Raw genomic sequence first — 20,878 nt, forward strand, 5'->3', positions numbered from 1 at the left:
GGTGGCAGGGTCCGCTCCATGCCGGACGGCGCCTGGAAGTTCCCGCTACCGGTACGCCGTGGGCGTCATCGCTGTGGGCGATCAAGGGTTCCGCGCACCCCCGGTCCCGGGCAGGCTGACCTGCATGAAGCTGCTGATGCTGGGTGGAACCGAATTCGTAGGGCGCGCGATCACCGAAGACGCCCTGAGCCGCGGGTGGGAAGTCACCGTCTTCCACCGCGGGCACCACGCACCCCCGCCGGGGACCACGGCCCTGCACGGGGACCGCACCGCGCCCGGCGGCCTGGACGCCCTCGCCGAGGGGGAGTGGGACCTCGTCGTCGACACCTGGGGCGGCGCCCCCACCGCCGTCCGCGACAGCGCCCGCCTGCTGCACGGCCGGGTCGGCCGGTACGCGTACATCTCCAGCCGCTCGGTGTACTCCTACCCCGCCCCCGTCGGACTGGACGAGGGCGGCCCGGTGGTCGAGGGCTCGCCCGACGCGGACTCCACCGCCTACGCCGAGGACAAGCGCGGCGGCGAACTCGCCGCCCTGGACGCCTTCGGCGACCGCGCCCTGCTGGTGCGCGCCGGGCTGATCATCGGCCCGTACGAGAACGTCGGCCGGCTGCCCTGGTGGCTGAACCGCGTCGCCCGCGGCGGCCCCTTCGTCGCCCCCGGGCACCGTGACCTGCAGCTGCAGTACATCGACGTGCGCGACCTGGCGCGCTGGACCCTCGACGCGGGAGCGGCCGGGCTCGGCGGCGCCTACAACCTGGTCTCCCCCGTCGGCCACGCCACCATGGGCAGCCTGCTGGAGGCCTGCGCCACCGCCACCGGCGCCGGGTTCGAACCACGCTGGACGGACTCGGCGGTGATCGAGAAGGCAGGCATCGAGCCCTGGGTCGAGCTGCCCATCTACCTCCCCGAGGGCGAGCTGCACGACTACATGTTCGGCGGGGACGTCACCAAGGCCCTGGAGGCGGGCCTCGTCTGCCGCCCCGTGGAGGAGACCGTCGCCGACACCTGGACCTGGCTCCGGTCCCTCGGCGGAGTCGCCCCCCACCGGGCCGACCGGCCGATGAAGGGCATATCGGCGGAGCGGGAGGCGGCGCTACTCGGGCTCTGACCGGGGTCCCGGCCGGGGCTCCGACCAGGACGCCTCCGCGAGCCGGGTCGGCGGCAAGTACTCGCGCACCAGCGTGCGGTGCCACCACGCCCCGGTCTCGCGGAGCTCCCGCCAGGTCGTGAACCGGTAGCGGTACAGCCGCGCCCGGACGTAGAGCGGCGGCGCGTCCGGGAAGGGGTTGGAGCGGAGGAGCTTCAGGGTGTCCCGGTCGCCCGCGAGCAGCCGCTCCACGAACGGCCCGAACCAGTCGCGGGCGTAGCCGGGGGAGAGCGCCGCGAACCACATGAGCCAGTCGAGGCGCAGGTGGTACGGGGCGAACTGGCGCGGGATCCGGCGCACGTCACCCGGCTTGCCCTTGAAGCCGTACTCCCGCCACGCGCCGTCCTCCCGGGGCCGCCGGTCCGCGGTGCCCTCCACCACCACCTCCTCGCGGATGCGGCCCACCGTGCCGAACGCCCCGTAGGTGTTGACCAGGTGGAGGGGGTCGAAGGAGCGGTTCATGACCTGGCCGCGCGAGATCATGTTGACCACCGGATGCCGGCTCAGCACGAGCACCAGCGCGGTCATCGCGCACACCAGCACCACGTACCAGAGCGGCCCCTGCCGGGAGGCGGCCGGCGGCGGGTCGCCCGCGAGTGCGCTGAAGTCGAAGGCCGGCAGGGCCGCCGTGATCGTGATCCAGTTCAGCCAGGCGAAGTTCCCCGACACCACCAGCCACAGCTGGGTCGCCACGATGATGCCCGCGGCGTACGAGGCCACCGGCTGCGGGGTGAACAGCAGGACGGGCACGACCAGTTGGGTCACGTGGTTGGCGGCGCACTCCACCCGGTGCAGCGGCTTCGGCAGATGGTGGAAGAACCAGCTCAGCGGACCGGGCATCGGCTGCGTCTCGTGATGGAAGTACAGGCAGGTGAGCCGGCGCCAGCAGGGATCGCCCCGCATCTTGATGAGCCCCGCGCCGAACTCCACCCGGAAGACCACCCAGCGCAGCAGCCACAGCACCAGCACCGGCGGCCCGGCCCGCGCGTTGCCGAGGAACACGGCCAGGAAGCCGACCTCCAGCAGCAGCGACTCCCAGCCGAAGGAGTACCAGGTCTGCCCCACGTTCACGATCGACAGGTACAGCAGCCACAGCAGCGCCCACATCGCCATCGCCGCGCCCAGCGGCACCGCGTCGCCGGCCCCCGCGGCGAGCGCCGCGGCCAGGGCGGCCCCGGTCCAGGCGCAGGCGGCGAAGAACCGGTCGGAGTAGTGCAGGTGGAACAGGCTCGGGGCGCGCCGGAAGGGCACGTACCGCAGGTAGTACGGCACGGGCAGCATGCCGTGCGCCCCGATCAGTGCCCGGAACTGCAGGGCGGCCCCGGCGAAGGCGACGAGGTAGACACCGGCCAGGGCCCGCTGGAAGATCAGCCGTCCCAGCCAGTATCCGGGCGCCGTGAACCAGTCCATCCCCTCCAGTATCGGGCAGGGGCGGGCCGGGCGCCCGCGGCGAGCCGCCGCACGTACCGCCCGAGGTGGCGGGCGTAGGCCTGCTGGAGGAAGGGGACGACCGGGCCCGCGAGGCGGGTGTACCAGCTTCCCGGGCGGCTGAAGGCGGTCACCTCGAACCACACCGAGCCGTCCGGCTCCATGTCCACCACGAAGGATTCCTCGCCGGACTCGGGGTGCCCGGTGAGCGTCCCGTACGCGAAACCGGTCCGCCGGGGCTCGTACGCGGTCCAGATGACCTCGCACGGGGCGTCGATCCGCGCCGGGCCGATCCCGATCCCGACCACGACCCGGTCGCCGGGCCGGACGGGGAAGGCTCCGGCCGTGACGCGCATGCCCGAGGCGCGGTGCGCGCGGAAGGTGGTGACGGCGGCCCCGGCGGCGTCGAAGGCGGCCTGCCCGGACCCGATCCGGGTGCGGTGGTGGGTGAAGTTGTACCCGGCGGGCAGCGGGCGCCGGGCGGTCGCGCCCCGGTCGGGGTAGTTGAAGGTGCTGCGGCCTTCGCCGATGAGGCGGGTCATGCCGGGATCTCCGTTCGGTCGGGCAGGGCGGCAGGTGCGGGCGGGGGCGGCCGGTGCGGGCGGCGTTGCCGGTGTGGGCGGGGCGAGCGGTGCGGGCGGGGAGGCCCCCGCGGGCGGCCCGGGTGGGCGGGCGGTCAGCCGGCGCCAGGCCAGCAGCGAGCAGAGGCCGAAGCCGAGGGCGTTGCCGAGGCCGTGGGTCGCGGCCATCCAGGTCAGGGTGGGATGCGCGATCCCGGTGGCCTCGCCGAGCGCCCACCACAGGGCGAGCAGCATGGTGGCCACCAGAACGGCCGCCGAGCTCGCGAGCAGCGCGCCGGTGAGCCGGTCGCGCACGGCGGCCCCGGGGCGGACGTCCCGCCAGGTCAGCAGGGCCACCGCCCACATGCCGCCGGTCAGCGTCACCGCGCCCACCAGCTCGGCCCAGTCGTCGATGAAGTAGCCGAGCAGCACGAGCGCCGTCCCGGCCGGCACGCTGTACGCCGCCCAGCGCGCGAGGGCTCCGGCGGCGGAGGTCCGGCACACCAGCCCGGCGACCAGGGCCGCGGCGAAACCGGCGAAGTGGAAGTGCGGCACGGTCAGGGCCAGGATGTCGAGGCCGAAGCCGAAGAGCCGGTATCCGGCGCGTTCGGCGACCAGGGCGGTCCCGGCGACCGAGGGCGCCACGAGTGCGGTGAGCACGGCCACCTCGGCGGGTCCGAGGGCCCGCCCGGGCGCGCCCGCACGGGGCGGCTTCCGCGCCGACGGAACCAAGGCCCGTGCGGCCGGGACCATGGCCCGTGCGGCCGGGACCATGGCCCGTGCGGCCGGGACCATGGCCCGTGCGGCCGGGACCACGGCCCGTGCGGCCGGGACCACGGCCCGTACCGCGAGGGTCAGCGTGGCCGTCGCGTAGAGAACGGCGAGGGCCGTGGCCGGGGCTCCCCGGGGCAGCCACAGGCAGACTGCTCCGGGGGCCGCGAACAGCGGCCACAGCCGGGCCGTCCGGCCGAACCGGACCGGATCGATCAGGCGCAGGCCGGCGGGGACGACGTAGAGCATGCCCAGGGCGACGATCAGATTCACCAGAACGGTCACCGCGGATCCCCCTCCCAGGAACGAACGCATTGAACGCGTTCAACTCACGATCGTGAGCCTAGACCCTCTCTTGAACATGTTCAAGAGAGGGTCGAGTGCGTGATCTCCGGTTGCGGCCACCTCGGACATGCGGCAGACAAGAGGGAGCAACCGGGGCGAAAAGGGAGATGCAACGTGTACGCACCGACACCTCGTCAGGCGCCGCGTCGTCACGCACCGGCCCGAGCGGCCCTCTTCACCGTCCTCGGACTCCTCGCCGCGGCCTGCGGGGCCTCCGGCGAAGAGGGGCGGACCAAGGGCCCCGCCGCCGAAAGCCAGGACGTCCACCTCCAGCCCGTGGCCTCGGCAGGCCCGGACCCCTTCACCTCCTCCTCCGCCACCGGCGAATCGGCCCCCGTCCAGCCCCCGCTGCCCAACGCGACCGGCCAGGGCATCCGTACCGTCAACGCGGCCACCCCCGGCCTGTACGGCGGAACCCAGCGGCTCGGCAGCTGCGACGTGGAGGCACAGGTCCAGTCCCTGACCGCCGACGACGCCAAGGCCCGCGCCTTCGCCGAGGTCTCCCGGGTGGAGCAGGAGCAGATCCCCGACTTCCTGCGCGGACTCACCCCGGTCGTGCTGCGCGCCGACACCCGGGTGACCAACCACGGCTTCGTCGGCGGCAACGCCAACGCCTTGCAGTCCGTCCTCCAGGCCGGCACCGCTGTCCTCGTGGACGACCACGGAATGCCCCGCGTCCGCTGCGCCTGCGGAAACCCGCTGCTCGCGCCGCGCGCCGCCCCCGGCGCGCCGGTGCTCAAGGGGGAGCCCTGGAGCGGCTACCAGCCCACCCAGGTCGTGGTCATCGAGCCGACCATGCAGGTGATCAACAACCTGGTCATCGTCAACATCGCCGACAACACCTGGATCGAGCGCACGGCCGGCGACGACGGAGCCCAGGACCGCACCCCGCAGACGCCGCCCCCCTACGACCCGGCCGACGGGATCCCCGCCGGGCCCGCGACCTCGCCCGACACCGCGCCGGCCGACCCGTGCCGGACCCCGGAGAGCAACAGCCTCGCCCGCACCGAGCCGCCCACCGGCCCGCCGAGCCCAGGCCGCAGCCCCGCCCCGAACGCGGCCGACTGCCCGCCGAGCTCTCCGCAGACGGCCCCGAACACCCCGAACACCCCGAACACCCCGAACACGCCGGTGACCCCCGACCAGCCCTCGTCCGGCATCCCCTCAGGCCCGCCGACGGCCCCGCCGCCCGCCACCGACCAGCCCTCGGACGTACCCACCGACCTCCCCTCCGACCTGCCCGGTCAGACCCCGGGCGACCCGGGGACCCTGGTGGGCCCCGAGGGGGCGTCGCCGCAGCCGAGCGATCCGTACGCCGATCCGTACGCGGACCCCTACGCGGACCCCTATTCCGACCCGTACGCCGACCCCTACTCCGTCCCCGAGCAGCAGCCCTCGGCCCCGTACGACGGCCAGTACCTGGAGAGCGCCTGACCGGCCCGTGTGTCATGGTGGACCGGTGCCGACCGCCGTATCGCTGCCGGAGGACTGGCCCGCACATCCGGACCGATCGCTCTCGCTGAACCGCATGGGCAGTTTCGACTGGGACCTGGTCACCGGTCTCATGCACATGGACTCGGCCGCCCTCGACGTCTTCGACACCACCCCCGAGGAATACGACGGCCGGCCCGGGTCCCTCGCGCCGCGCGTCCCGCCCGCCGAGGGCGCCCGGCTCGACGCACTGGTCTCCTCGGCCCTCAAGAGCGGGGTCGACAGCTACGGCGCCTACTTCCGCATCCGCTGCCACGACGGCGCCTTGCGCTGGACGCACACCCAGGGACGGGTCATGCGCGGCCCGGACGGCCGCCCGTACCGGATCATCGGCATCGTCCGCGACGCCACCGAGGAGCTCAGTCATTCGGCGGAACGCCTCGGCCTGGACGAGGAGCGGCGCCGCCAGACGTCCGTGGTCGAGAGCACCACCGCCGCGCTCGCGCACGCCCGCACCGTCCAGGACGTCATCGACGCGCTCGGCGACGCCCACGGCCTGGAACGCCTCGGATCCATGGGCATGGTGATGGGACTGGTCGAAGCCGGCCGGATCCACCTCGTCGCCGAGGGCCCCGCGGGCAGCTTCGTCCCCGGCACCCGCTACACCCGCATCGACGAGCAGTACCCGATGAGCGAGGTGGTGCGCTCGCTCCAGCCGCGCTTCCTGGACTCCGCGGCGGAGTTCGCCGCCGGCTACCCCGGGCTCTGGGCGAAGATCTCGTCCATGCACATCTCGGCGGCCGCCTACCTGCCGCTGATCGCCCAGGCCCGCCCGATCGGCGCGATCGGCCTGCTCTACCGGGACAAGGACGGCTTCACCCAGGAGGAGCGGAACCTGCTCGTCGCGCTCGGCAGCAGCATCGCGCAGAGCCTCCAGCGGGCGATGCTGCTGGAGCAGGAACACGATCTGGCGGAGGGACTCCAGCAGGCGATGCTGCCGCGCCGGATCCCCTCGGTGCCGGGCGCCGAGATCGCCGTACGGTACCGCTCGGCCAAGATGGGCCAGGACATCGGCGGCGACTGGTACGACGTCATCCCGCTGCCCGGCGGCCGGGTCGGCGCGGTCATCGGCGACGTCCAGGGCCACGACACGCACGCGGCGGCGGTCATGGGCCAGCTGCGGATCGTGCTGCGCGCCTACGCCGCCGAAGGGCACTCGCCCGCCACCGTCATGGCCCGGGCCTCCGTCTTCCTGCACGAGCTGGACACCGACCGCTTCGCCACCTGCACGTACGCCGAGGCCGACCTCTCGACCGGCGTGCTGCAACTGGTCCGGGCCGGCCACATCGACCCCTTGCTGCGCACCCACGACGGTGGCTGCGAACGCCTCGCCCTGGAGGGCGGGATGCCGCTGGGGCTGTCGGCGGAGTTCGGGCTGCTGGAGTATCCGGTGACCACGGTCGAACTGGGGCCCGGGGAAACGCTTCTGCTGTGCACGGACGGCCTGGTGGAACAGCCCGGAGCCGACCTCGACGACGGCGTCCGGCTCCTCGCCTCCCTCGTCCGCACCGGACCGGCCGACCTGGCCAAGCTCGCGGACCGGCTGTGCGAGGTCGTGGACGACCGGGGCGGCGACGACGACATGGCACTGCTGCTGCTCCGCCGCCACGCCGAGGAGGTCCAGCAGGCCGGCGGCCGGCTCCAGCAGCACGTGGCCCCCGGCGATCCGGAAGCCCTCGTATTGGCCCGCCACATGATCGGCGCGGCGGTGCGGGCGTGGGGAGCCCGGGACCGGGCGGACGAGATCGAGCTGATCGCCGACGAGCTCATCGTCAACGCCCTCATGCACACCGACGGCCCGGCGATCGTGACCCTGCGCGTCCTGGCCGGCCCCGAACGCAGACTCCGCGTGGAGGTCGAGGACCGATCCAGCGCCCTGCCCCGGCGCAGGGAGGCGGGCGACTCCGGGGTCTCGGGTCGCGGGCTGATGCTGGTGGACCGGCTGGCGGACGTCTGGGGCGTGGAATCGCGGGGGAGCGGCAAGTGCGTATGGTGCGAGTTCACGATGCCGTGACCCCTGGGAACCGCCGGGACCTGGCAGCCACACCCGGACCGGATCGAACCGGGTCCTCTGGCCCCCGTCCCCGGCCGTCCCCGGGTCGCGCTCCCCCCGCGGCCACGGCAGGCTGGGGGCATGCCCGAGCTGCCCGAAGTCGAGGCCCTGAGGGAGTTCCTCGACGAGCACCTCGCCGGGAGGGTGGTCGAGCGCGTCCTCCCGCTCGCCGTGAGCGTGCTCAAGACCTACGACCCGCCCCTGACCGCGCTCGAAGGGCAGCGGGCCGGGGCCACGGCCCGGTACGGCAAGTTCCTCGCCCTGCGGATCGGCGACCTGCACCTCGTCACCCACCTCGCCCGCGCCGGCTGGCTGCGCTGGATCGACACCGTTCCGGACCGGCCGCCGCGCCCCGGCAAGGGGCCGCTCGCCCTGCGCCTCGTCCTGGAGGGCGGCGGCGGGTTCGACCTCACCGAGGCCGGGACCCAGAAGCGGCTCGCCGTGTACGTGGTCCGCGATCCGCAGGAGGTCCCCGGCATCGCCCGGCTGGGCCCGGACCCGCTCGGCGAAGGTTTCGACCGGGAGGCCTTCGGCGCGCTGCTCGCCGGGGAACGGCGGCAGATCAAGGGCGTGTTGCGCGACCAGAGCGTCATCGCGGGCATCGGCAACGCCTACAGCGACGAAATCCTCCACCACGCCAAGGTCTCGCCCTTCAAACTGGCCGCCTCCTTCGACGAGGCCCAGGTGGACCAGCTGTACGCGGCCGTCGAGGAGACCCTGTGCACGGCCGTCGAGCGGGCGCACGGGGTGGCCGCCGGACGGCTCAAGGCCGAGAAGAAGAGCGGGATGCGGGTCCACGGCCGCGCGGGCGAGCCCTGCCCGGTGTGCGGGGACACCGTCCGCTCGGTCTCCTTCGCCGACTCCTCGCTCCAGTACTGCGCCACGTGCCAGACCGGGGGGAACATCCTTGCTGACAGGCGTCTTTCCCGCCTTCTCAAGTAGCTGCTTGGGCTCCGAGGTCACAACGGGGGCACTTTCCATGAGCGCCAGACCTCGGGTCACAGCGTCTCGGGTGGTGTCTTCGGCCGCGTCCCACAGGTGCACGTACACGTCGAGAGTGATCGACGGTTTGGCGTGGCCCAGCGCTCGTTGCACTACCTTGATCGACTCCCCGTGCTTGATCAGAAGCGACGCGTAGAAGTGCCGGAGATCGTGCATGGTGGCAGCTTCAGGAACCTCGAACTCGGCCCCTGACTCGGTCAGCCACGCGTTCGCTCGTGTCAGGGTCGCCTTCCAGAGGTGGGACCACTGACCCCGACGGATCGGACGATTGTCGCCGTTCAGGAAGATGAGGTTCGCCTTGCGCTCGATCGTCTTACGCGGGTCCGTTCGATCTTTGATCATCACAGGCGACAAGGGGAACCGCTCCAAGTGGGCTTCGATCGCCCGCAGTACGAGAGGAGCTACCGGCACTGTCCGGATGGAGTGGTGACTCTTCGGCGTGCTGATGTAAGACTCGCCCCGATCCGAGGTGACAAGTTGCTGCCGCACCCGGATCTCCCCCTTCGTGAAGTCCACAGAGTCAAGCTCCAAACCCCACAACTCACCCTGCCGCAAACCCGTGGCAGCCGCGATGAGCAAGGACACCCGATAGCGCTCCGGAGCTCCATTTACAAGCGCTGAGACGACCTCTGGGCGCAGCGGATGTACCTCATCCCGCCGTACGAACGGAAGCTTCACACCTTGGCACGGGTCCTTGCCGATAATCCCGTCCAGCACGGCGCTTTGAAGCGCTGCCCTCAGGTAGCCGAATGTGTTCTTGAGCGTATTGGGGGACAGCACCTTGGAACGGTCCCGCACCCATGTCTGTATGTCGGACCGTTTGAGGCTCGCTACCGGCCGATGCCCCAACAGGGGGTTGATGTGGATACGGAACGCCCTGTTCGCGTTCTCTGCTGTGGAAGCCTTGTGCAGTGCCGCTTCCAACCATCGCTCGGTGACAGACTCCAGAGTCTCCCTCCCGGCCTGGGGATCGATGTAGTGCCCCCGGTCCATGTCGGCCTGTATCGCCGCCGCACGCTTCTGCGCGTCGATCTTCCTGTCGAAGTGTTCTTTGCGCTGGCGGCCATCATGGTCGCGGTAGCGCACCTGCCATTGTTTTCCAGCCCCGTGGCTGGCTGCCGGGTAAAGGATTCGGGTTTTTGTGGAGTGGTCACACGGGGTGATGTCGGTTTTTGCAGCCTGTGAGGAAAGGTGCCACCGGTCGTATACCTGGGCCTTGCTCATGTTCTTGCCTTATCGCTCGCAGAGGCGGCGTCTAACCAAGCCTCTATGTCCCCCCCAGCGGTATCTGAGACGTGAGCCGACCTTTACGGTCTTGGGCCCTAATCCCTTGTACTTCCAATTATAAAGCGAACGGACCGAAATTCCCAGGTACACGGCTAGCTGGTCCGGTGTCCAAAGTGTGTCGTTCCCCATGCGGTGATCTCCAGTGGTGCGTAATGAACTCCATACTTGAACATTACGCCTTCTGCTCTCCTCTGAAACCGGGTTCGCAGGCGTCGTTTCGATCATTCACCGATGGTCAGGTTTCGCCGCCGCTCGGAAACTCGAAATAGCTGATTTGAGACGCGATATTTAATTTGAGGTATCAAGCGAGCGAGAGGTGGTAAGGGTTTCAGGTCGAATCGGCGGTGACCTGCGGGTTTATATCCTGAGCGTGGCTCGCGGAGCCCAGGACGGAGAGCTTCGTACCTATGGCCCAGGGATGGCTGCCAGGGGCCCTGGGGGCACCCGCCGCGACTCCCGTGGGGCCTGGACCTGCTCAGTGCGCCGTGAGCGCCCCTCTGGGCTCGTTCTCGGGCGGGGTTCTGAGTCAGCGCATGCAGAGACCCCGGTTAGCACCAGAGGTGAGTGCTAACCGGGGCTGGTGTCCCCCAGCCGGGGCGACTCGAACGCATCCCGGCCGAGGGAGGTGTCCCTCCGCCTCTCTGGCTGCCTCGCGCCGCCGCGATCACAGAGAGAGGGCGGAAACCTAGTTGGATGCTTCCTGCCCGGCCGTGTCTGCGCGGACGACTACGGCCACTTCCGAGAACGTGCGAACGAAGATCCCGTGCCTGGTGCGGCCGGTGTGCTCCATGGCCCAGTCGGCGCACTCGTTCGCGCTGCTGGTTGGGGCTGCCTCCCAGCCGCACTCGGGATGGACGCAACGAGCCGTGGCGGTCGTCTCCGCATCCGGGTGCCGCTTGATCACGTGCTTGACGAAGGTCATGACTGATCGGACGGACACGGTCGCTCCTCGCGTCGCCTACGACTGCCGGACTTGCTTCGGCCGTGGGGGTGATTTCTGACTTCGGCGTTGATCTTCGCTACTTCCACGCGGTCGCCCGCACGCCGTGCATCCGCACGTTCCCTTCCGAGCGCTTCGCAGACGCCGCATCCGGTCACCGGAACCGGCTCCAACTCCGACACGGGCACCGTCACGATCCCTGCGCTCCGTGGCCCTCGGAGTGGAGCCGCAAGCGGATGTTCGTATCCACGACGGTGCTGCCGTCGTGCTCCTTGCGGGCAGCCCTACGCAGCTTGACCAAACGGCCGCACTCGTCGCAGCCGGGGGCCGGCTCAGCGTCGGGCCTAGGGAACGGGTCGCGCTGCGGGCTCTGCTGCCACAAGCCGCTCCAAGTCCCGTTCTGCTTCTTGGTTGTGGTCACAGCCATGCCGACCTCCGCCGTCGCCCGTCGTCGTGGTGATGAACGGAACGCTAGGGAAGCGGAGTTGGGTCGCTTTGAGATTATTCTCGATTATTCTCATGCGTGGTCCCGCCATGCCTCGACATTCGGCTGCGGCGGCCGACACCCTTACCGGGACGGCCTTCCTCTGCGAGAGGTGATCTCGAATGGCACGCAGGTTGCGGTTCAACGGCACGGGCAGCGGTGGCACCGGATGCCCTTCGGTTCACGAGGACGTGGACAGCCGGGAGGTGATCGTCCATGGGCCCCCGCTGGCAGATCCCGACGACGTGGCCCAGCTTCAGCACATGTCCGAGGGGGAGGTCGCCATCGTCGTTCCGCGCGAACTATTGGTGGACTGGGCGCCCAGGGACGCCACGCGAGAGGCCAGGATCATCGACCTGGACGAGTTCGAGAACCTGTTCCGAACGTTCAAGCACACCGCGTGGCGACTGGAGACCCGAAGTAGGTATGCCAGCGATGAAGCCACCCAGACGTACCGGCAGTTCATCGAGGCCGGAGCGGCACAGTGGGACCCCGAAGACCCGTACTGCGATCTGATCGCACCGCAGACGGCGCAGGGCAAGCGGGTCGAACGGGTGCGCATCGTGGACAACCCGCCGACGGTTGGCCAGCTCTACCTGATGGATAACGCGAAGCGGAACAGCACTCTGGGCGAGGACATTCGCAACCTCAGCCGCGAGGACGCCGACCGACTGCAACTCCCATCGGAGGATGCCTGGTTGTTCGACAGCCGGCTCGTTGCCGTGCTGCGCTTCGACCAGTCGGACAACCTCGTTGACGTTGAGATGATCACCGAACCCGCGGAGGTCATCCGCTGGACGCGGGCAAGGGACGCGGCATGGCATCACGCGGTCTCGTACGAGAGGTTCGCGGCAGGGCTGACTGCGGGCGAGTAGGCGGAACGGCTAGACAGAGCAGGTACCGGTGAGCACGGATTATCAGAAGGCCCGCGAGGCCCTCGGGCTGCGCCTGCGCGAGATGCGCGAGTCAAGCCCACACGGGAAGATCGCCGGTACTGCTCTGGCCGAACGGCTCGGCTGGGGGCAGAGCAAGATCTCCAAGCTAGAGAACGGGCGCCAGACGGCGACGCCTGACGATCTCCGGCAGTGGGCCGAGGCTACGGGCCAGCCGGACGCCTACGAGGAGCTGCACGGGCGCCTGAGGGGTTTCGAGAGCCACATCCGGTCATGGCGGCGTCAGCTTGCCGGGGGACACCGCCCGGTGCAGGAGACATGGAACGCAGTGGTCTCCAACGCCAGCACCATGCACGTCTGGGAAAACAACGCCGTCAACGGGATGCTCCAAACCGCCGACTACGCCCGCTGCATCTTCGAGCAGTACGCCGCTCTCCAGAACTCTCCCCGGGACGCAGACGAGGCTGTGAGGGTCCGGATGAAGCGGCAGGAGTGGCTCTACCAGTCGGGCAAGCGCCTGCGCCTGGTCATGTGGGAGGGTGCATTGCGGGCGCAGCTATGCCCTCCCCCAGTCCATGCTGCCCAGCTAGACCGTCTGCTGGGGGTCGTGGGGATGGACACCGTGGAGCTGGGGATCGTCCCGCACGAAGCCGTTCTGAGGCTTCCACCAGGCAACCCCTTCTGGATCTTCGATGACCATCTCGTCATTGCCGACGACTGGCATGCGGAACTGTGGCTGGACGATGCGGAGACGATCGCCCTCTACCGCAGGGTCTGGGAGACGTTCCACTCCGCAGCCGTGTTCGGCGCGGAAGCCCAGAGGATCATCACCCGGGTCCGTCTGAGCGCTAGAAAGTAGCTCGCTCCACACGAAGGATCACTCTCCCGCTGTCAGCGGTGGGTGAGACAATCTGCTGTTATGAGTGAAGAGTTGCTCTCCCCTGACCTGACGCTGAGTCTTGATGCCCCACAGAACATTCCTGTCGCCGGGGAGTGGCTGCTCGGCACCGCTGCCGTAGTCGCTCAGCATCAAGGAGACACCGACAGGGCCCAGTTGCTCGCAGGCGTGTTGTCCCTGGAGATCCGGCTGTGGAACACGGAGTGGGGCGCCGAGGGCTACAAGATCGTCCTGGTGGTGGCTGCTCGTGACTACCCCGCCTATGGCGAGTCGGAGTTGGAGGCGATCGCTGAGATCATGCGCGCCGTTCTGGAGCCGGCTGGCAAGCAGATTGATGTCCTCAACGTCCGTCCACAGGTTCCCCGGCTTGGTGCCGACTGGCGGAATCAGGTCCAGGTGGCCAACGGCCCGAAGCCAACGAATCAGGCTCGGTCGCCGCGTTTGGAGCCGCGCCATCCGGTTGAAGACAAGCTCCACTTCACGAACGAGTGGGAGCACGACGTGTACCGGGTCCTCAAGAAGCGACAGGCGGAGCTCCCGGACAACGAGACCATCGGGATCATGCCCCTCGGTGGCATGTAGAGTCCGTGGCGTCACCCTCCAACCGGATCTTTTGATCACGTATCGCGGGTACGCGGGTGTCATCGAGATCGATGGACCGCATCACAGGAATCGAGCTTCCGCTGACCGAAGTCGGACGCGCCTCCTCGAAAACGCCGGAGTCAGGCACATCGACCGGCTGGGTGTGGAGGAGACCAAGAGTCTCGCAGAGGTCGAAAAATTCGTGAGTGACTTCTTGACCCGGCTCAGCCGATAGGCAGCGGAGTCTGACGAAGCCGGCGGTCGCGCTCCGGAGTCTGGTGATAGCTGTGTGTTTATAACGCGATCACCCGGTTTGGGTGAGTTGCGTGGTGGGTAATGTCAGTCAAACAGCTTCATGACATGTGGCCCACCAGGATGCACCCGCAGAACCTTGATCGGCTCTGAGTCCCACACGCCATGGATGCACCCCGGAACCTCGCTCGACGCGGCCGGGGCTTCTTGCGCTCCGCAGACTGCCGCGAGGACGGTCCGGGACGCCTGACCGGGACACCCCTCCAGATGGGGTGTCCTGACCGTCCCACCCCCCAGGGCACCCCCGGGACGGTCGTCCGGGACACCCCGCCGTACATAACCGTCCTACCGTCCCCCGCTTATGTAATAAGCGGGGGCGAGGCCGTGTACCCATGCATAGAAACCGCATCGCGGTTTCATTCCTACTTTCCGGCGGTAGTTTATCAGGGAGGGGAATGTGGTAATTTATATGGTACCATTAATAGAGTCCCACGTAAGTTATCATTCATGAAATTAGAGTCGAATGGAAAAGGGTATGAAGAAGCCGGTCAGTTACTCATTGGAGGAGAAAATGATCAAGGATCTAGCGGAAATTGCAGCCGCTGAAGATCGACCGATCTCATCGGTTGTCAGGGCAGCGGTGCGCGAGTACTTAGCGCGCGTCGGAAGAGCGGGGCGACTAGATGTCGAAGCGTCCTGAACTGCTGCAACTGACGGGCAACGCCGCAACCGACACGTTCCTGAACCTGGTGTGGAGACCCGACGAACTGGCCGCCCATGGGGCGCTGGTATTCGGTAAGCCATACACCCCGACGGTGTGGGTTGAGATCGGTCCGCAATATGAGGGGTCGTTCAGCTTTGATGCACCCTCCGGTGAGGATGTGTATTTCTGCCCGGCACTCTTTGGGGCAGGCCAGAACCGTCGTAGGGAGAACGTCCTAGGGGCGTTCTGTGTCTGGGCAGACCTGGATGAGCCGATGACACTCGAATGCCTGCTACACAGGGGGACGGTGCTGCCGTCCTTAGTTATCGAGTCCAGCCCCGGTAAGTTTCACGTGTACTGGCTATTGAGCCAGTTAGAGACTGACATTGAGAAGTTGCAGCGCTTGAACGCCGCCGCTGCGGAAGCGTTGTCTGCCGATCGTTCGGGCTTCGACGCGGGACAGTTGCTGCGGCTGCCTTTAGGCGTGAACAGCAAGCCTGCTGCCGACGGGCACCGTCCCTCGATCGTCTACCTAGATGCCGACGCGGTCTATGACCCCGATTGGCTTCTGACCCGGTTGCCAGAGCCGAACGCCGGCTCATGGATGCTTCCGGCACCACAGGGTGAATCAGCAGCCTGGGACGGCTCGTTACCCACTCTCGACGAACTGCCCGCCGACGTTCCGGGATGGGTGCGGACACACCTCTGCGAGGGTGTGCCGACGGGGAAGAGATCCGAGGCTGCCTACGGCGTCACAGTGGCCCTAGCGGACCACGGTGCTGATCCGGCATCGGTGATTGGATGGATCTGCCAGAGCCCGCTGTTTGATCACTACGGCACTGTCGAGCGCCTAGAGCGAGATGTCACTCGCATCATGGCCAAGCACGTCCCGACAGGGGTGTCATCAGAAGCCGCACACAGGCCCCACGGGGCCCCTAGTGACTCCTGGGCTGCCGTCCCGGTCCAAGACATCCTTGCGGGCACCTACGCGCCTCTCATGCCCACCCTGATGAACTGTGAGGGCGGGACTATCTCCCTGCTCTACCCTGGCCGCTCTCACTCGATCGCGGGGGAGTCTGGCTGGGGCAAGTCTCTTGCCGCTCAGGCAGCCGTTGCGCAGGCCCTGAGCGCGGGGAAGCGGGTTCTGTACGTCGATTACGAGTCCGACGTTGTCAGCGTGATCCGGGAGCGACTGGCCGAGACGTTCCGGGTTCCACACTCCGCGCTAATCGAGAGGTTTGCCTACGTCACACCGGATGGCCGTCCTAGCTCCGGTGCGCTGTCTCGCCTCACCTCTCAGAATTTCGATCTGGTGATCATCGACGGAGTCACCACAGCTCTTTCACAGTTCGGTCTTTCGGGCCGTGACGAGGGGGAAGTAACTCTGTGGAATCAAGAACTTGTCCTGCCTTTCGAGCGTTCAGGCAGCTCTGTGCTCCTGATTGACCACGTCACAAAATCGGCGGAATCGCGAGGGTCGTACGCTATCGGAAGCCAGGCCAAGCGGGCAAACCTAACGGGAGCCGCATATCTGGCCCGGAACATCCGGCCTTTCGGTATTGGCCTCTGCGGGATTCTTGAACTCAAGTTGGCCGGGAAGGACAGGAACGGACAGATCCAACGGCACGCCGACGATAGGGGAGTCGTAGCCCGTTTCGTACTCGACTCGACCGACCCCGATCAGCCCGTATTTCGGTTCGAAAGGGTTGCCCAGCTAGGACAGCCGGCTCACGTGATATCCCGGGATGAGACGTGGGAGAAAGCCGCGCTGGACTTCGTCCGCTCCAACCCAGGATGCTCAAAGCGCGCAATTGTTGAGGTCATGGGTACTGGGGGGAAAGCTGCCCGGGAGCAAACGCTCAACCTACTCGAAGCAAGAGGGCAGGTCCGCCGCGAGACAGAGTCTCAGGGGCGAGCCCACAGGTACTACCTATCCACATAGACCACACAACCACGAGGGCGGTTATGGACACGATGAGAAATGAAGGAATGTACCAACGCAGACGGAACCCACATGCCGGTTATCTGCGACGAAGGCTGTATCTTCTGCCTAGATTGCAGGAAGGTGTTCGCCAATTATGCGGAGAAGCAGGAGCACTTCGACCGGCTCGACTGCGATGACATCCATCGAGCCTTCGAAGAGAGCATGAGGAAGAAAAAATGACCGACAGTGAACTAGAGTCCCCTATTCCCGTGGCGTTGCCAGACGGATTCAAGTGGCCTTGGGGTGAGCGGGGGCCGGAGCGGCTGTCAGTGCCCGGGGCGCCAGTTGGCGAAACGAAAGTGACGTGGGATGGGAACGTCGTGATCGACGGCCCTCACGCCACGACGTGGCAGTTCCTGAATCGCTTCGACACCTCAGATGGCTCGTACAGCTCTTATCTCGGCGCGATAGGAGGTGATGAGGCGCACAGGGTGCCTCGCTGGGCTGCCACATGGGCTGCTGTGACCGGCACGGACGTATTTGAGGTCGCAGCGTCCGGCCTGGTTCCTGTGAGACGGGACGGGAGCATGGCGAACGACGGTTGGAAGAACCTCTCGTCCTTACTCCCCAAAGCTGAGAGCCCGGATGCTCTCTCACAGGCAGACATGGACCGGGCCGAAATTACACACTGCGATAATCATTTCCACGCGCCACGCGACCGGGGAAGCTGGGACGGGGCCAAGATCCGGACGGGCACTGACTGTGTACTGCCTGAAGGAGAAACGATTAAGACCAAAAACAAGGGTACGAAGAGTGTCACCTATCGCCCGGCCACGGGTGAGGTTCAGCGGAAAGAATACTAACAGAAAGGAATCTTTTGATGACCAACAAATATCACGATCCAAATAGGGATGACGTACCGCAGTACTCGTTAGAGTACCTTCGCAGCCTGCGATCGGCTGGAGAAAATGAGGAGCTTCTGAGGTTATGGAATGATGGTCACTTTCGGGAGGCCGCCGCTGAGGAATCCCAGAGAAAGGCAGCCGCTCGGGTGCATACGCGCCACAAGGGCGCTGATGCCGCTCAGATTAACGCCTGGCAGCGTAAGAGCGAGGATCGGGACTAGCCCGCTCTGGACATGAAGAAAGCCGCCTAGCTCCATTAGTGAGCTGGCGGCTTTGTTGTTCAAGGAGAGGGAAGCAGTAAGTGACCTAAGCCGGGACTCGTCAAGCCTACTGCTTTCCTGTTATGCGGAGGAATCAACCCGGGAGGTGAAGGATACCTTGCCCCTCAATTATAGCAGCATTCGCCGGTTTATGAGGGCTTGATCTCGTCTCTCCGGTCCTGCGAATCCTCGATTCTGCATTTCTTGCAGTACTGTCCTCTATTCCTCCAGGCGAACGGAGTGAATAAGGGCTCAGGCTTTGACCGGCGACATCTGGGGCAGCGCCTGAGTGGTCCGTAATTCTCCCTTGCCTCGAAGTAGTCCACAGGGAGCCCAGCCCTGTTGAACTCAATTCCTTCACAGGACCCCTCGGGCGAGGGGCGGTTTCTCTTCATGGGCATATTTCTCCTTTGGTTATGGCGATATGTGGTGGGATTTATTCTTTGAGAGAGCTGCCACCGCCTAGCGCCAGCTTGGTACCTCAAAACGGAATCACCTCAAAATCCCATGGCTTGTTAGGGGTCCCTAGTGGGCCGAGTTTCAACCTTGATTTGGTCGAGAGATTTTTTAAACGAGAAAATTCTTGATCAATGAAACGAATCATGATGATGCAGCAATGACTGAGCCTGAGACACCTATACGAGTGACCACTACGTCTGCGATCGGTGCACTGACACACCCGAACCGACACCCTCGAACCTCACTCAACCCACGTATCACCCAACGCCTTCTGGTCTATGTGGAGTTGAGTGTGTTCTGAGTCAGAGTTCGTGAAGGAATCTTGCGTGAGAACGACTGAGAGCCCGACTGACCCTGAGCGACCTACCGAACCAGCGCTCACAACCACGTCAGGACAACGCGCTGACAGGTCACATGCGAGTCACATCACCCCGAGAAACCCGGTGATCTCTGGTTATGACCAGTGAACAAGAACACCCAGGTCAGAACGTGTTCTGATGAGAACCCGCAGGTCACTCCTCTGCGCGTGGCAGTACTGCGCCACGTGCCAGACCGGGGGGAAGCCGCTCGCCGACCGGCGGCTGTCGAAGCTGCTGAAGTAGGCCCCGGTCCCTTCCGGGGTCCCGTCCGGGCCCTTCCCGGGAGGGTTCCGGGCGGCCCGGCTCCGGTTAGACTCCGGCCCATGGCCGAGGAGCAGCAGCCGCAGCCGCCCCGGCGGGAGGTCGTCACCGGGGTCCCGCGCGACAGCCGCCGCAGGGCCCCCGCGCACACGCCGGCCCGCTCCGAGATCTCCGAGCAGACCACCCTCGGCGCCACTTACGTACGGGCCCTCATGCGCAGCCAGCTCCGCGCCGGACTCGGCGCCCTGGCCGCGCTCGCCCTCCTGGTGGGCCTGCTGCCCCTGCTGTTCCTGCTCCCGCGGGTCGCGTCGGGCCCGCTGGTCTGGATCGTGCTCGGGGTCCTGGTCTACCCGGTGCTGTGGTGGGTCGCCCGGGCGTACGTGGTCCGGGCCGAGCGCAACGAGGCCGACTTCACCGGCCTGGTCGCCGACCCGACGGAGCCGCCGGGGCCGCCGGGGCCGCCGGGGCCGCGCCGGCCGGAGTAGCGGGACGGGCCGCGGCGGCGTACGTGCGCTCAGAACAGATGCATCGCCAAGTGCCCGAGCGGGAGCCCGAGTTGCCAGGCCGGGGTCCAGACCCGGGCGTTCTCGTCCAGGCCCGGCGGGGTGTCGGCGTGGCCGTGGCGTCCCGGGTCGAGGTTGGTGGCGAACAGCTCCGTGTGGTCCAGCCAGCGCCAGGCCACCCGGGCCAGCTCCAGGTCGGGGTCCTCGCCCCGGCCGTGCTCGCGGGCCTCCTCGCCCAGCGCGAGGAACCGGGTGTGGACCCAGTCGCGCCAGGGATGCCCGTACGCCGTCAGCGACATCCACTCGTCGAGCTGCGAGACGACCCTGATCCCGGAGAGTTCGCCGGCGGCGTCCGAGAGGTAGATGGTCAGCGCGAGCGTGTCGCGTCCGGCGCGGAACTCCAGGGTGCTGACCGGGATCAACCGGCCCGTGCGCAGCAGTTCGTCGGCGATGTACTCCGCGTAGAGCCATGCCATGGGCACCGCGAGCCCACCGTCACTGGTGCCGTTCGTACCCTCGGGCCGCACCGTTCCACCTTCTCCCGCACGCGTCGAGTCTTCCCGCCGTCAGCGCCGAGCCTTCCTTGCGAAGCTCGCGAAGCGGGGGATGTTTACTCAACTTGAACGGTCCTTTGCCGGTTTCGATGCGGTTCGTGTCCGCTTCGCGGGTGTTCAAGCCATTCTTTGACGCGTTTGTCCGACACCCGACACCGACACCCGACACCGACACCCGACACCGACCCCCGGCACCGGCACCCGGCCGGCCCCCGACTTCAGGCGCCGAGCCCGTACCCGTAGCCCTGGAGGCCCTTTCGCAGGGCGCGCAGAGCGTAGTACGTGCGGGACTTGACCGTCCCCGCCGGAATGCCGAGCTCGGCCGCGGCCTCGGCCACCGAGCGGTCCTGGAAGTAGACCTGCACCAGGACGTCCCGGTGCTCCGGCCCCAGTGATCCCACCGCCCGCCGTACGTCGATGGCGGTCACCGAGCCCGCCACCGCGTCACCCGGCGCCGGTGCCTGGTCGAGCCCCTCCGGGGTCACCTCCAGGGGCCTGGACAGGCGTGCCCGGCGGGCGTCGATGGCGAGCCGCCGGGCCACCGTGAACAGCCAGGGCCGCAGGGACTCGTAGTCGCTCCCCAGAACCTCCGGATGCTGCCACAGGCGCAGGAGGGTCTCCTGTACGAGGTCTTCCGCGCGCTGCGCGTCCCCGGCCGTGAGGCCCAGCAGGAAACCGAACAGGGCCCGTCCGTGTTCGTGCTGGAGTTCGGCCAGCGCCTCGGGATCGGTGTGTCGCAGGGTGGGGGCAAGGGGCACGGGAGGCTCCTTCCGGGGGGTCGGTGCGGGGGTGGTCGAGGTCGACGGATCCACCCTGA

16 protein-coding genes and 3 pseudogenes are annotated in these 20,878 nt (G+C 67.4%); 11 read left to right on the forward strand and 8 right to left on the reverse strand.

Annotated features, from left to right (window positions below):
* Nucleotides 1-124 precede the first annotated feature (124 nt).
* A complete protein-coding gene (locus AC3IYI_RS34480) occupies nucleotides 125-1,108 on the forward strand; it encodes an NAD-dependent epimerase/dehydratase family protein (RefSeq protein ID WP_489407360.1) in 984 nt (327 codons plus the stop codon).
* Here the strand turns inward: AC3IYI_RS34480 and AC3IYI_RS34485 are convergent.
* From AC3IYI_RS34485 to AC3IYI_RS34495, 3 genes and pseudogenes are all read right to left on the reverse strand, one after another.
* Nucleotides 1,094-2,557, reverse strand: coding sequence for a lipase maturation factor family protein (locus tag AC3IYI_RS34485; RefSeq protein WP_489407361.1), 1,464 nt, complete (start codon nucleotides 2,555-2,557; stop codon nucleotides 1,094-1,096). The genes AC3IYI_RS34480 and AC3IYI_RS34485 overlap by 15 nt on opposite strands.
* A 35-nt stretch (nucleotides 2,558-2,592) precedes the next feature.
* Nucleotides 2,593-3,117 (reverse strand): annotated as a pseudogene (locus AC3IYI_RS34490) (DUF1990 domain-containing protein); the annotation flags it as partial.
* A gap of 126 nt (nucleotides 3,118-3,243) precedes the next feature.
* Nucleotides 3,244-4,191 (reverse strand): annotated as a pseudogene (locus AC3IYI_RS34495) (YndJ family protein); the annotation flags it as partial.
* A gap of 174 nt (nucleotides 4,192-4,365) precedes the next feature.
* On the opposite strand from AC3IYI_RS34495, the gene AC3IYI_RS34500 reads away from it, so the two are divergent.
* The 3 genes from AC3IYI_RS34500 to AC3IYI_RS34510 all read left to right on the forward strand — a co-directional run bounded on the left by AC3IYI_RS34500 (nucleotide 4,366) and on the right by AC3IYI_RS34510 (nucleotide 8,737).
* Nucleotides 4,366-5,685, forward strand: a complete 1,320-nt coding sequence (locus AC3IYI_RS34500) for a DUF6777 domain-containing protein (protein WP_489407362.1) — start codon at nucleotides 4,366-4,368, stop codon at nucleotides 5,683-5,685.
* 7 nt (nucleotides 5,686-5,692) lie between these two features.
* Nucleotides 5,693-7,756: a SpoIIE family protein phosphatase gene (locus tag AC3IYI_RS34505; protein ID WP_489407363.1), complete on the forward strand. Its 2,064-nt coding sequence runs from the start codon at nucleotides 5,693-5,695 to the stop codon at nucleotides 7,754-7,756.
* 120 nt (nucleotides 7,757-7,876) lie between these two features.
* Nucleotides 7,877-8,737: an Fpg/Nei family DNA glycosylase gene (locus AC3IYI_RS34510; RefSeq protein WP_489407364.1), complete on the forward strand. Its 861-nt coding sequence runs from the start codon at nucleotides 7,877-7,879 to the stop codon at nucleotides 8,735-8,737.
* Nucleotides 8,738-8,890: 153 nt separating this feature from the next.
* Here AC3IYI_RS34510 and AC3IYI_RS34515 read toward each other — a convergent pair.
* Nucleotides 8,891-9,790 (reverse strand): annotated as a pseudogene (locus AC3IYI_RS34515) (tyrosine-type recombinase/integrase); the annotation flags it as partial.
* Between AC3IYI_RS34515 and AC3IYI_RS34520 the strand changes: the two are divergent.
* Complete coding sequence (locus tag AC3IYI_RS34520) at nucleotides 9,776-9,982, forward strand: hypothetical protein (RefSeq protein WP_489407365.1); 207 nt, start codon at nucleotides 9,776-9,778, stop codon at nucleotides 9,980-9,982. The pseudogene AC3IYI_RS34515 and the gene AC3IYI_RS34520 sit on opposite strands and share 15 nt — an antisense overlap.
* Before the next feature lie 787 nt (nucleotides 9,983-10,769).
* On the opposite strand, the gene AC3IYI_RS34525 is transcribed toward AC3IYI_RS34520, so the two are convergent.
* Together AC3IYI_RS34525 and AC3IYI_RS34530 are read right to left on the reverse strand one after the other, a co-directional pair.
* Nucleotides 10,770-11,024: a DUF7848 domain-containing protein gene (locus tag AC3IYI_RS34525; protein WP_489407366.1), complete on the reverse strand. Its 255-nt coding sequence runs from the start codon at nucleotides 11,022-11,024 to the stop codon at nucleotides 10,770-10,772.
* A 190-nt stretch (nucleotides 11,025-11,214) separates the two neighbouring features.
* Nucleotides 11,215-11,451 carry a hypothetical protein gene (locus AC3IYI_RS34530; protein ID WP_489407367.1) on the reverse strand — a complete coding sequence of 79 codons (237 nt, stop codon included), beginning with the start codon at nucleotides 11,449-11,451 and terminating at the stop codon, nucleotides 11,215-11,217.
* Nucleotides 11,452-11,630: 179 nt separating this feature from the next.
* Between AC3IYI_RS34530 and AC3IYI_RS34535 the strand changes: the two genes are divergently transcribed.
* The 6 genes from AC3IYI_RS34535 (at nucleotide 11,631) to AC3IYI_RS34560 (ending at nucleotide 19,489) form a co-directional block, all read left to right on the forward strand.
* Nucleotides 11,631-12,383, forward strand: coding sequence for a DUF6879 family protein (locus AC3IYI_RS34535; protein WP_489407368.1), 753 nt, complete (start codon nucleotides 11,631-11,633; stop codon nucleotides 12,381-12,383).
* A 28-nt stretch (nucleotides 12,384-12,411) separates the two neighbouring features.
* Nucleotides 12,412-13,260 (forward strand): helix-turn-helix domain-containing protein, encoded by an 849-nt coding sequence (locus AC3IYI_RS34540; protein ID WP_489407369.1) that lies wholly within the window; start codon nucleotides 12,412-12,414, stop codon nucleotides 13,258-13,260.
* A 60-nt stretch (nucleotides 13,261-13,320) separates the two neighbouring features.
* Complete coding sequence (locus AC3IYI_RS34545) at nucleotides 13,321-13,881, forward strand: hypothetical protein (protein ID WP_489407370.1); 561 nt, start codon at nucleotides 13,321-13,323, stop codon at nucleotides 13,879-13,881.
* 823 nt (nucleotides 13,882-14,704) lie between these two features.
* Entirely contained in the window at nucleotides 14,705-14,833 is a 129-nt protein-coding gene (locus AC3IYI_RS34550) for a hypothetical protein (protein WP_489411781.1), read from the forward strand.
* A complete protein-coding gene (locus tag AC3IYI_RS34555) occupies nucleotides 14,817-16,778 on the forward strand; it encodes a DNA-primase RepB domain-containing protein (protein ID WP_489407371.1) in 1,962 nt (653 codons plus the stop codon). Before AC3IYI_RS34550 ends, AC3IYI_RS34555 begins: the two co-directional genes overlap by 17 nt.
* A 2,288-nt stretch (nucleotides 16,779-19,066) precedes the next feature.
* Nucleotides 19,067-19,489: a hypothetical protein gene (locus tag AC3IYI_RS34560; RefSeq protein WP_489407372.1), complete on the forward strand. Its 423-nt coding sequence runs from the start codon at nucleotides 19,067-19,069 to the stop codon at nucleotides 19,487-19,489.
* 29 nt (nucleotides 19,490-19,518) lie between these two features.
* On the opposite strand, the gene AC3IYI_RS34565 is transcribed toward AC3IYI_RS34560, so the two are convergent.
* Both AC3IYI_RS34565 and AC3IYI_RS34570 read right to left on the reverse strand, forming a co-directional pair.
* Complete coding sequence (locus AC3IYI_RS34565; RefSeq protein WP_489411782.1) at nucleotides 19,519-19,983, reverse strand: hypothetical protein; 465 nt, start codon at nucleotides 19,981-19,983, stop codon at nucleotides 19,519-19,521.
* 296 nt (nucleotides 19,984-20,279) lie between these two features.
* Nucleotides 20,280-20,819, reverse strand: a complete 540-nt coding sequence (locus AC3IYI_RS34570; protein WP_489407373.1) for a sigma-70 family RNA polymerase sigma factor — start codon at nucleotides 20,817-20,819, stop codon at nucleotides 20,280-20,282.
* Nucleotides 20,820-20,878: the final 59 nt, after the last annotated feature.

It is taken from the genome of Streptomyces sp. GL_148, from assembly GCF_057834205.1.